The organism is Streptomyces sp. NBC_00872 (assembly GCF_045161915.1).
Classification (GTDB): Bacteria; Actinomycetota; Actinomycetes; order Streptomycetales; family Streptomycetaceae; genus Streptomyces.
The window spans coordinates 5,162,028-5,173,690 of sequence record NZ_CP108806.1 but is presented as its reverse complement, the minus strand read 5'-3'; the positions used below and the strand labels follow the sequence as shown (position 1 = coordinate 5,173,690).

Here is an 11,663-nt window from a genome sequence, read left to right as displayed (position 1 = left end):
TTACACCAGTTGCCCGATTCGCGGCGCGGCAGACAGGCGCGCAGAATGGAGATGAGGGCGAATCGTCGCTTTGAGGGGGTGAACCGTGATGTCTCTTCCCGTCGCACACCGCAGGCTTGGCAGACTCACCGAACGGCCCTTCCCTTTCCTCGGCTGGGGCCGAGCCGACCGCCGCCGAATTCGCTGCCCTCTTTGAGCGGATGAACCGCTTCGTGGAAACCGTCGGCACCGATTCCTCTGCCGGGACCTGGTCGCCGCTGGCCGACCTGCACGAGTCTGACGATGCCTACATGGTTGAGGCGGAGCTGCCCGGGATCGAACGTGAGGACATCGACGTCGAGATCGGCAACCGGGAACTGCACATCGCCGGGGAGTACAAAGAACGCGAGCGCGAGGGCGTCCTCCGCCACAATACGCGGCGCACGGGATATTTCGAATGCAGGGCGCTGCTACCAGCAGATCTCAAGACCAAAGGGGTCACGGCGGGACTGTCCGACGGGGTACTGACTGTCACCGTGCCCAAGGCGCAGGCGGCTAAGCCGCACCATGTCGAGATCACTAAATCCTGAGGCATCTGTGGCGGAGGGCGATTGTCGCCTCACCACCCACAATAGGGCTCTTGGCAAGGTTCGAGGATTACTGCCTACCGGTGAGCGGAATGCCCACTGCCGACACTGAGCCCTGGAGCGTTCCATGAGGGGTCTCTACGCACTCATCGCACCAGACGGACGGCTAGATTTCCGCGACGGCGTCCCCGATCGGATGCTGGGGAACTCAGGCCCGCAGCACAGGACCCCGGCGACCTTCATTATTCAGCGCGCCGCATGGGGCGGAAATGGTCTGCAGGGGCACGTCCGCAACGACTCCTGTCTGGCCAGCGCCTTTCCGTCGAACCGCATCGCTGCTGATGTCGTGACCGCCTTGGGCGGCCCGCAAAAGTGTATCTTTGGCGACCTGACCATCTGCGGCAGTCATAGTTCTCCCGTCAGCGGGGAACCCGTCTCCCTGTGTGGGCTTACCGAGGCACAACAGGACCTTATCGGCAATGTTCACACCGCAGTCTCAGCAGCCGCCAACAGTTCGCAGGGTGGTGGAATCGTAGGGGGCGGAAGTAACGGTGCGCGGTGACTAAGGAATGTCCTTGCCCTGCCACGCAATTTCAACAACTGTGCAGGATTCGCTAGATGGTGTCTCGGGGAATCTCCTGGATGTGAGTCGGTGCTGGTGATACGCGGGAGTGCCAATGATCAGCAGGCGGCGAGTCGTGCAGGCGGGTGTCATCGCAGGGGCTCATCTTTTCCTGCCGATTGATTCGGTATCCGCAATCCAGGCGGCGGATGGGGTGCTCGATCCAGAGACGCTGGAGAAGTACGTCGCTGAACTCGTGATACCGCCGGTCATGCCGCGGGACTCGCGGGACGGCGGGACGGGCCTCGACAGCTATTCGATCGGTGTCCGGCAGTTCCAGCAGCAGGTGCTGCCTCCCGGCAGGCCTGCCACGGTCGTCTGGGGATACGGCTCGTCGCGGCACCCCGACACATTCAGCTACCCCGCCCGCACCGTGGAGGCCGAGGTGGACAGGGCAGTCCGGGTGACGTGGGCCAACCGTCTGCTTGACGCGCGAGGGAACTACCTACCGCATCTGCTGCCGGTGGACCCCACGCTGCACTGGGCAAACCCTCCGGGCGGAGCCTCGGGGCGGGACTCGTCCCCCACGTTCACCTCGACACCCGGCCCGTACACGGGTCCCGTGCCCATCGTGACGCATCTGCACGGAGGGCGGAACGCCGAGGAGAGCGACGGCTACGCCGAGGCGTGGTATCTGCCAGACGCGCATGACATCCCGGCGGGCTACGCGAGGACCGGGTCCTACTACGAGGAGTTCGGAAGGAAATCCACGGAGCTGTTCGGTGTGAAGTGGAGCCTGGGGGATGCCGTGTTCCACTACGCCAATCACGGTCGGGCCTCCAGTCTCTGGTTCCACGATCACGCCCTGGGCGTCACCCGGCTCAATGTGTACGCCGGGCTGGCGGGCTTCTACCTTCTGCGCGGTGGGCCGGACGACCTCGACGAGGGGGTGCTTCCAGGGCCGGCGCCGAAACTCGGCGACTCACCGGGCAGGAGGTACTACGAGATTCCGGTCGTCATCCAGGACCGGTCGTTCAACACCGACGGAAGCCTCTTCTATCCGGCGAGCAGGGCGTTCTTCGACGGATTCAAGGGGCCCTACGTGCCGGACAGCGATATAGCACCGATCTGGAACCCGGAGTTCTTCGCCAACGCGATGGTCACCAATGGCAGGACCTGGCCGGTACTGTCGGTCGAACCGCGCCGCTACCGGTTCCGGTTTCTCAACGGGTGCAACGCGCGCTTCCTGATCCTCAAGATCGTTGCCGACCCCTTGGCGTCCCGGCCGGCTGCCCCAGCGCTTCCCTTCTGGCAGATCGGCAGTGAGGGAGGATTTCTGCCGGCGCCCGTCCAACTCGATCAACTGCTGACTGCTCCGGCCGAACGGGCCGATGTCATCGTCGACTTCACTTCCATCCCGACGGGGACCGAGTTGTACCTCATCAACGAGGGACCGGACACGGCGTTCGGTGGCGGAGTGGCCGGCACGGATTTTCCGCCGGCGAATCCGAAGACCACCGGGCAGGTCATGAAGTTCGTGGTGGAACCGCTCACGGCGCCGGACAGGTCGACACCGGCCTCGCAGCTCACTTTGCCCCGGTGCGAGCGGTTGGGTGCGGCGAGCCGCACCCGGCGACTCTCCCTGAACGAGGTCAACTCCGCTCGTCTGGAAGGCGTGGGTCCCCGCGCCGTACTTCTGGGTGTTCTGGACTCGAAGGGAGAACCGGTGACCCTGGGATGGGGCGATCCGGTGACGGAGGACCCCGCCCTGGGCGCGACCGAGGTCTGGGAGATCCACAACTTCACGAAGGACGCACACCCGATCCACATCCACGAAGTTCAGTTCCAGGTGGTCGACCGGCAACCGGAAGGGCAGGCAGTACGCCCTCCGGAGCCGTGGGAGCGCGGCTTCAAGGACACGGTGATCGTCTCTCCGAACGCCGTCACCCGGGTCAAGGCCCGATTCGACCAGGCGGGCCACTACATGTGGCACTGCCACATGCTGGAGCACGAGGACAACGAGATGATGCGGCCATTTCGCGTCGGCCCCTCGTGAGGGATCGCCGGAGAACGAGAGCCGGGATGGAGGCGGGACGGAGCCGGACTCCGGCCGGGGACGGGGCACCGACGCGATGTCGCCGAGCGCTCGGGGCACCGCGCTCCTGCGGCATCCATACCAGGCGAGGTGCGAGCCGGTTCCGCGACCGGCCGGGTCGCCGAAGCGGATGGCCGGAAGGAGCTGGGATGAAGACGCGTACACGTGTCATGCTCATTGGCGTCGGCAACATATGCAGACGTGACGACGCGGTGGGCCTGGCCGTGATCGGCGGACTGCGTTCCCGGGCCGCCCGGCATCCCCTGCCGCCATGGGTGCGCCTCGCATCGTGCGACGGGGATCCGGGCCGCCTGATGGACATGTGGGAGAACACGGAACTCGCCGTCGTGGTGGACGCTGCTCGCGCGCGGCCCGGACAGGCGGGGGTGGTACACCGGCTGGACATGGGCATCAAGAGGCTGGAGCAGGCGCCGGGAAGCAGTACGCACGGTTTCGGGCTCCCGGAAGCGGTTGAGCTTTCGCGTGTGCTGGGACGGCTTCCGGAACGACTCGTGATCTTCGCGGTGGAAGGAGCGGACCAGTCGGTCGGTGTCGGCCCCTCGCCGGCCGTCGCCCGTGTGGTCGCGTCCGACGGCGTCACCCCAGGTGAACGCACGCCGGCCGACCGCGATGTCGACGGCCACGGCATAGGCCACCAGCGCGGTACCGTCGTTGACCAGGCTCTCCGCCTGCACATGGCCACGAACCGGCGGGGCATGCCACGCGCCACCAGGGCCACAGCCGTGGCGTCGGTCGGCGAAAGGATCGCGCCGAGCACGAAGGCGACCGCCCATGCCAGGCCGAAGGCGTGCGCGGTAGCGGCGACCGTCACCAGCGTGACCAGCACAAGCCCCACCGCGAGCAGCACGATCACGCGGAAATTGGCCTTGATCTGGTACAGCGAGACATTCAGCGCCTCGGCATACAGCAGCGGCGGCAGGAAGATCAGCAGAACGACCTCGCCGGACAGGCGCACCTCTCCGAAGGACGGAACCAGGCCGAGCAGCACACCCCCGAACAGCAGGAACAGCGGTTCACTCGCCGGTAGCCGCCGGGCCAGCCACGTCAGGGCCAGCACGGCCGTCAGCACCACGACGATGATCTCCAGTCCTCGCACGGGATCACTGTTCCATTGGGATCAGGACGACATGGAGAGAAATCCGAGGTTCCGTTCCTTGGAGTGGCAAGAGAGGGAATTTCATGAATTTTTTGATCTTTCCGTAGGTCCCCATGCGGTGAGGCCACTCATGGTGTGCGCCATGCATCGTCTTGAGCCGCTGTCGGTCGGACGAACCCTCTCTGTGCGGATCGGACCTGCATATGTACGAGGGCAGGACCGACTTCGACACGGGCCGGATCTTCGGCCACGAGAACCTGGGCGAGGTCATCGCCGTGGGCAGCGGCGTCGACCGCGTACGCGTCGGCGATCTGGTGTGCCTGCCCTTCAACGTCTCCTGCGGCTCCTGTCGCAAGTGCGAAAAGGGCTGACCGCGTTCTGCCTGTCCACCAACCCCGACCCGACAATGGCGGGTGCCGCCTACGGCTTCGCCGGCATGGGCCCGTGGGAGGGCGGTCAGGCGGAACTGCTGCGCGTTCCCTACGGTGACCACAACTGTCTGGTCCTTCCCGAAGAAGCCCGGGAGAAGCAGACCGACTACGTGATGCTCTCCGACATCTTCCCCACCGGCTGGCACTCCACCGAACTGGCACGTGTCCGGCCCGGCGACACCGTGGTCATCTACGGCGCGGGCCCGGTCGGCTGCATGGCCGCGCTGTCCGCCACGCTCAAGAGCGCCGGCAAGATCATGGTCGTCGACCGGCACCCGGACCGTCTGGCGCTCGTCGAGCAGATCGGGGCCATCCCCGTCGATGACTCCCAAGGCTCACCTGTCGACCGCGTCCTGGAGGAGACGGGCGGTCTCGGCGCGGACTGCGGCTGCGAATGCGTGGGATACCAGGCGCACGACCCGCAGGGCGACGAACACCCCAACCTCACCCTCAACAACCTGGTGCAGTCGGTGAAGGCCACCGGCACGATCGGCGTGGTCGGTGTATTCGTCCCACAGGACCCGGGCAGTCCCGACAGGTTGTACAAGGAAGGTGAAGTGGCCTTCGACTACGGAATGTTCTGGATGAAGGGTCAGAGCATGGGCACCGGTCAGTGCAATGTGAAGGCGTACAACCGCCAACTGTGCACGCTGATCGAGGCGGGCAAGGCAGAGCCGTCGTGGATCGTCTCCCACGAACTGACGCTGGATCAGGCATCCGACGGCTACGAGCACTTCGACGCCCGCGACAACGGCTGGACCAAGGTCGTTCTCCACCCCGACGGCTCGCGCTGACGGTCCGGCGGGCGGGGCGATCCCCCGCGAGCTGGGGCGCGGTCGAGTAAGGGGCCGCGGGTCACGGTTACCGACCGCGGTCCCACCGCCGGCAACCGCTCCACCAGCACGTCCTCCGCGGTAGTGCGCCACAACTACTCGGACCTGGACTGGCGTCGCCGGCGTCTGCAAGTCCAAGGCAGCCCGGGAGGAGCTGGGCGGCCTCCCTCGGCGGGGGCGACGAGGCAGGACCGGCCCGGTTCGTGCAGACCGACGGACTCGCACTGGACGCCCCCGTCGGAGCCAGGCCAAGATCCTCGCCCTCTTCGACTGGGTCGATGCGCCTCTACGAGGCCTGGAACGCGGAGACGCAGCCCCGGCTGGGGCGCTTCGCGGCGGGTGTATCAGCTGTGATCTGGGTGGGCGGTGGCGGAGTAGCTGTCGTGCCAGGCGGCTTTGGCGCCGGAGTCGCCGATTCGGTAGACCTGTACGACGGCGCCCACGCCGATGACGAGGGACAACACCGCGGCGGCGATGCGCACAGGCGTGGCCACCACGCCGTTGCTGGATTCCCTCGTGCCGAGGGTGCGGTGGGCGGCGCGGCGGTAGAACCACCACACCGCCGTGGCCGCCAGGAAGAGCGCGATGACCCAAGGGGTCAGTCCGTCGCCGAGTTCGGTGTGCTTGCGGACCAGCTCGTTGCTGTCCACATGCCGCTCCAGCCACTCGCCGGAGTCTGTCGTCAGCGGCACGCTGATCAAAGACACCAGAGCGAGGGCCGGCAGTGCCGGACCGAACCGGCGCATGACCGAGGGGAGGGCGGCGCAGAGGATCAGGGCGAGGGCGGTGAGGGGCGTCAGGACCACGACGGCGTGCACGAGCAGGACGTGTGCGGGGATGCCGTTGATCAGATCGAGTCCCACAGAGGGCTCCTTCGTTTTCGGTGTTCGACACTGGCAAGGGACGGGGTCGGCTCGTGCGCCGCCTTCGGTGGAGCAGGCCGAGGCCATGATGCGGAGGCGCGCGTTCCCGCTGGCGGGAACGAGTCCGTGTCCTCTCTCACGATCCGTATCGGCTGAATCCTGGTGTGCGCCATTCCCGGCCGTCGGGCAGGACCGCGAGGGCTTCGTAGCAGTCCAGTGTTTCTATCCAGTCCCGTGCGCCGTCGCCTCTGGCGAACGCGGCGGTGGCGTAGGCGTCGGTAAGCGTCAGGCGGGGGCCGACGAGGGTGAGGGAGGCGAACGCGGTGGCGGGTGTGCCTCGGTGCGGGTTGATGATGTGGGCGCCTCTTTCGGCGGAGCCGGAGGTGGCGACGGCCAAGTCGTGGCCGACAGTGATGACGGTGGCCAGTTTGCCGGGGAACAGAGGGTGGGCGATGCCGATGTGCCACGGTATGCCGGGGGCTGCCTGGCCGCGGAGCTGGAGGTCGCCGCCGCCGTTGACGCAGGTGTGATGGGCGCCCGCGTCGTGGAGGAGTCGGGATGCGGCTTCGGTGGCCCAGCCTTTGACGAGCCCTGAGGGGTCGAGGGTTCCTGCGGGGATGATGTTGAACCAGCCGTCGCTGGCGTGGGTGGCCTGTGCGCAGAGGTACAGGACTTCGTGGACTTCGGGCGGGCAGTCCTCCATGCGGATCTCGCCGCGGTCGAGGCGGCTGATGTGGCTGTCGGGCCGGTAGGTGGAGAACACGGCGTCGACCCGGTGGAGGTTCCGCACGGCCTCGGCGAGGGCGCCGTGGATGGCGGTAGTGGGCGTGTCGCGGATGTCGAAGGAGAAGACGGTGCCCATGACGTGCTCGACGTGGCGCAGTCCGTGTGCGAGGTCAGGCATGAGCCAGGTCCAGGGCGCTCTGCAGGGACTGGATGTAGCCCTGGCTGGTGTAGCTGGCTCCGGAGACGGCGTCGATGTGCGCGCTCTGGGCACCGAGCGCTTCCTGGGTGAGGCGGGGCAGCGCGTAGGAGGTGATCTGCTGGTCGCGGCCGTTCTGGTACGGGGCCTGGAGGACCTTGACCGTGGTGATCTTTCCCTTGGAGAGGGTCACGGCGACCTGCACCGTTCCGTACCGAATGTCGATGGGATCCCCGGTGAACGTGCCCGTCCCCGTGGAGGACCCAGGCGTGGTGCCCGCAGCGGTGTGCGGGGATGAGGCTGTGGGAGACCGGGGGGACACTCCGGCGAGGGCGGGAAGCTGGTGGGGTTTGAGGGCGAGCAGCGCGACGACGAGGGCGCTGATCCCGGTGGTGGCGAGGACGGCTCGGCGCATGGCGGTTCTCCTCAGAACGCGAAGGACTCGTGGTGGATGCGCCGTGCCGGAACACCGGCATCGCGCAGGGCCCGGATCGCTCTCTGTGCCATGCCGGGCGGACCGCAGAGGTAGATGTCGTGCGCGGCCAGATCAGGCACCAAAGCGCTCAGACCCCGGGCGGTAAGGGGTGAGGAGTACCCGGTCGGTTCGTCGACGACGTAGTGCACGGTGGCCCTGCGGCGGGCGGCTATCGCGTCGATCTCGTCGCGCAGGGCGAGGTCGACGGCGCGGCGGGCCCGGTGGATGAGGGTCACCTGGCCCGGCAGCGTCTCGAAGAGTGCGCGCAAGGGAGTGATACCGACACCGCCGGCCAGGAGCAGCACCTTGGGAGCGGTACGACGGTGTGCGGTGAAGGCGCCGTAGGGTCCCTCGGCCCATACCCGGGTGCCCGGCGTCAGGCGGGCGAGCGCAGCACTGTGGCTGCCCGCGGTTTTGACCGTGATGCGCAGGTGGCCGGGTTGCGCGGGGGCGGAGAGGGAGTAGGGGTTCGCGGTCCACCACAGTCCGCGGGTCAGGAAGCGCCAGCGCAGGAACTGGCCCGGCTCGCCACCGAGTTCGTCCAGGTGCTCGCCGGCGAAGTGGACGGAGACCACGCCCGGTGCTTCGGGGTGGATCGTGGTCACGCGAAGGCGGTGGCGCAGTCCGCGCCGGACGGGGGCGGCGAACCGGTACCAGGCGAGCAGCGCGGCGACAGTGATGAACAGTGTGTACCAGGCCACTTGGGCGAGACGGTTGCCGACGAAGTCGGCGCCGTTGGAGAGCTGGTGGCCGAAGGTGAGGAAGACGGCCAGGTAAGTGGCGAAGTGCAGGTAGTGCCAGGTCTCGTAGCTCATCCTGCGGCGGGCGGCGCGGGCCGACAGGATCCCGGTGGCCAGGAACAGCAGGAAGCCGGCCGTGCCCCTGAGAAGGCCGGGGTAGTGCAGGACGAGCGTGGAAGTCTGGCTGACCACGTTCGTGTGGGAGGTCAGTGAGTAGCCCCAGATGATCAGCAGGGTGTGGGCGAGCGCCAGGGATACGGTGCAGCGGCCGCCCAGGGCATGCCAGCGAGCGAGCCGGTCGGTGCCGATGGCGTGGTCCAGGAGCGGCATGCGGGCCATCAGGGCCAGCAGCACCGCGCAGGCGTAGCCGGCCAGGAGTCCGGTGATGCGTCCGGCGCCGGTGAGCCAGCCCGCCGGGCCGACGACCGAGGCCGTGTCGACCCACCACAGGGCCAGCACCCCGGCGGCACCGGCCCAGATCACCAGCGCCGCCAGGAAGGGCACGGCGCTGCGGCGCGGGAGCCGGTGGCGCATACCGCGGCCCGCATATGTGGTGGTCGTGAACGTGGTGGTCATGGGGCTCCTTCGGATGAGGCTCGCTCCGTCGATGGGCGGGCAGCCTCACAGCCCAACCTCTGTGTACCTTCTGAAACAGCCCCGTCGGCCCGCCCTCCGATTCAGAGGAAACTCAGAGCCACGGCTCGCCCCACCGTGGCCCATGCCAGGGGATGCTGAAGGAACCATGGACGAGCCGCGTACGACATCGCTTCTGCACCGCCCCGACGGAGACCCCGTACGGATCCTCGTCGTCGACGACGAACCCGACGTCACCGATGTCCTGGCCGCAGTCATGACCAGCGAGGGCTGGCAGGTCCGCACCACCGCGGCCGGCGCGACCGCGCTCACCACCGCCCGTGACTTCCAACCCGATGCGGTGGTCCTGGACTGGATGCTGCCCGACCTGAACGGGATCCAGGTCATGCGGGCCCTCAGACGCGAGGCACCCAGCGTGTGTGTACTGTTCCTGACCGCCCGCGACGCTGTCGAGGACCGCATCGCCGGCATCACCGCAGGCGGTGACGACTACGTCACCAAGCCCTACAGCCTGGAAGAAGTCCTGGCCCGGCTGCGCGGGCTGCTCCGGCGGGCCGGGATGACCGCCGAGCCCGGCACGAGCCGGCTCACCGTCGGGGACCTCACCATGGACGAGGAAGCCAGGGAGGTCAGGCGAGGCGGGACCACTGTCGATCTGTCCCGTACCGAGTTCGAACTCCTGCGGTTCCTGATGCGCAACCCGCGCCGGGTGCTGTCCAAGGACCAGATTCTCGACCGCGTCTGGACCTACGACTTCGGCGGCCGCGCCCACATCGTCGAGCTCTACATCAGTTATCTGCGCAAGAAGATCGACGCCGGACACACCTCGATGATCCACACCGTGCGCGGCGTCGGCTACGTCCTCAAACCGGAAGCTCCATGAGACGCCCGGCCCCCCGCACCCTGCGCGCCCAGCTCACCGCGGGACTCGTCACCCTGCTCGCCCTCACCTGCCTCGCCGTCGGCATCACCACGGCCCTCGCCCTGCGCGGATTCCTGATGGGGCGCCTGGACGAGCAGCTCTCCGCGTCCGGCGGCCGGTTCGCCGCCAGCTTGGAACACGAGGCCCAGCCCGACGCCGACAACCGCCCCGACACCCGGGGCCAGGCCGAATCCACCTTCGGCGCTCGCCTCCTGAACGGCACCGTCACCCAGGCCGCCGTCGTCGACGACGCCACCGACCGCCCCCTTCGGCTCACGCCCGGGGATCGCCGCGCCCTGGAGGGGATACCCGTGGACGGAAACGGGCACAGCATCCGCCTCTCCACTCTGGGGGCCTACCGCGTCACGGCTGTCCGGGGCGACGACCAGGACACCCTGATAACGGGCCTGCTCCTGCACCCGGTGGAAGAGACCGTTCACCGCCTCGAAGCGGTCGAGGCCGTACTGTTCGGCACCGCACTCGTGGCCACCGGCACCGCCGGCGCCCTGTGGGTACGGATCTCCCTGCACCCCCTTCAGAAGGTCACCGCCCGGGCGGCGGAGGTCGCCGGGCTGCCGCTCGCCAGCGGCGAGGTCGCCATGCCCGGTCCCCTCCCCGACACCGACCCGCACACCGAGGTCGGCCAGGTAGGCACCGCCCTCAACCACATGCTCGGCCATGTCGAAGACGCCCTCACCCGACGCCAGGCCAGCGAGGAACGCCTGCGTCACTTCGCGGCCGACGCCAGCCACGAACTACGCACCCCCGTCTCCAACATCCGCGGCCATGCCGAACTCGCCCTTCGCCACCACGGCCCCGTCCCGGCCGAAGTCCGACACGCCCTGGAACGCATCGACGGCGAGTCACAGCGCATGACCCGCCTCGTCGACGATCTGCTCCTCCTCGCCCGCCTGGACGCCGGACGCCCCCTCGAACAGCAACCGGTCGACCTGACCCTGCTGATCCTGAACGCGGCGGACGACGCACACGCCGCAGGCCGCGGACACCGCTGGCTCCTCGACCTCCCCGAAGAACCCGTGACCGTCACCGGCGATGCCGACCGGCTCCAACAGGCCATCGGCAACCTCCTCGCCAACGCCCGCACCCACACACCGCCCGGCACCACCGTGACCATCGCCCTCACCACCGGTCAGGCCGGCGTCTCCGTGGACGTGAGCGACAACGGTCCAGGTATCCCCGAAGAGGTCCAGCCCGAAGTCTTCGGCCGCTTCGTCCGCGCCGACCACGCACGCTCCCGAACCACCGGAAGCACCGGTCTGGGTCTCTCCATCGTGCACGCCGTCGTCACCGCCCACGGCGGAACCGCCACCGTCACCAGCAGCCCCGGACACACCACCTTCCGCCTGACTCTCCCCAACTGACTCCGTCCGGTGTGGCCTCCGCGACCGAGGCGTCCAGGCAGCGGGTGTTCCAGGGGCCACGGTGTTGAGGACGGGCCTCGGACTGGGCAACTGGTCTTCCTGTCCGTCCCGGCGCGGAGGCGGTCCGTCCTCCGCCCGCCCCACGATCGTCGCAGCTGGCC

At 68.1% G+C, this 11,663-nt stretch carries 8 protein-coding genes and 3 pseudogenes; 6 read left to right on the top strand and 5 right to left on the bottom strand.

From position 1 onward, the window contains the following. Positions 1–116: 116 nt before the first annotated feature. The 3 genes and pseudogenes from OG214_RS22250 to OG214_RS22240 form a co-directional block, all read left to right on the top strand. A complete protein-coding gene (locus tag OG214_RS22250; protein ID WP_405985717.1) occupies positions 117–569 on the top strand; it encodes an Hsp20/alpha crystallin family protein in 453 nt (150 codons plus the stop codon). A 773-nt stretch (positions 570–1,342) separates the two neighbouring features. Continuing rightward, complete coding sequence (locus tag OG214_RS22245; RefSeq protein ID WP_363080131.1) at positions 1,343–3,184, top strand: multicopper oxidase; 1,842 nt, start codon at positions 1,343–1,345, stop codon at positions 3,182–3,184. 26 nt (positions 3,185–3,210) lie between these two features. Continuing rightward, positions 3,211–3,795, top strand: a pseudogene (locus tag OG214_RS22240) (hydrogenase maturation protease); the annotation flags it as partial. A 212-nt stretch (positions 3,796–4,007) separates the two neighbouring features. On the opposite strand, the pseudogene OG214_RS22235 reads toward OG214_RS22240, so the two are convergent. Continuing rightward, positions 4,008–4,301, bottom strand: a pseudogene (locus tag OG214_RS22235) (cation:proton antiporter); the annotation flags it as partial. 242 nt (positions 4,302–4,543) lie between these two features. Between OG214_RS22235 and OG214_RS22230 the strand changes: the two are divergent. Beyond that, positions 4,544–5,565, top strand: a pseudogene (locus OG214_RS22230) (glutathione-independent formaldehyde dehydrogenase). A 383-nt stretch (positions 5,566–5,948) separates the two neighbouring features. Here the strand turns inward: OG214_RS22230 and OG214_RS22225 are convergent. The 4 genes from OG214_RS22225 to OG214_RS22210 form a co-directional block, all read right to left on the bottom strand. After that, positions 5,949–6,467: a DUF2231 domain-containing protein gene (locus tag OG214_RS22225; RefSeq protein ID WP_405985716.1), complete on the bottom strand. Its 519-nt coding sequence runs from the start codon at positions 6,465–6,467 to the stop codon at positions 5,949–5,951. Between the two features lie 136 nt (positions 6,468–6,603). Continuing rightward, positions 6,604–7,371 carry an FAD:protein FMN transferase gene (locus OG214_RS22220; protein WP_405985715.1) on the bottom strand — a complete coding sequence of 256 codons (768 nt, stop codon included), beginning with the start codon at positions 7,369–7,371 and terminating at the stop codon, positions 6,604–6,606. Further along, entirely contained in the window at positions 7,364–7,804 is a 441-nt protein-coding gene (locus OG214_RS22215; protein ID WP_363080134.1) for an FMN-binding protein, read from the bottom strand. The genes OG214_RS22220 and OG214_RS22215 overlap by 8 nt, the downstream gene beginning before the upstream one ends. Before the next feature lie 11 nt (positions 7,805–7,815). Next, positions 7,816–9,180, bottom strand: a complete 1,365-nt coding sequence (locus OG214_RS22210) for a ferric reductase-like transmembrane domain-containing protein (protein WP_363080135.1) — start codon at positions 9,178–9,180, stop codon at positions 7,816–7,818. 166 nt (positions 9,181–9,346) lie between these two features. Here OG214_RS22210 and OG214_RS22205 point away from each other — a divergent pair, with 166 nt between their 5' ends. Further along, positions 9,347–10,081 (top strand): response regulator transcription factor, encoded by a 735-nt coding sequence (locus OG214_RS22205; protein WP_363080136.1) that lies wholly within the window; start codon positions 9,347–9,349, stop codon positions 10,079–10,081. Then, the gene (locus tag OG214_RS22200) at positions 10,078–11,502 is read left to right on the top strand and encodes an ATP-binding protein (RefSeq protein WP_363080137.1); all 1,425 of its coding nucleotides are present in this window, start codon (positions 10,078–10,080) and stop codon (positions 11,500–11,502) included. Before OG214_RS22205 ends, OG214_RS22200 begins: the two co-directional genes overlap by 4 nt. The last annotated feature ends 161 nt before the right edge of the window (positions 11,503–11,663 follow it).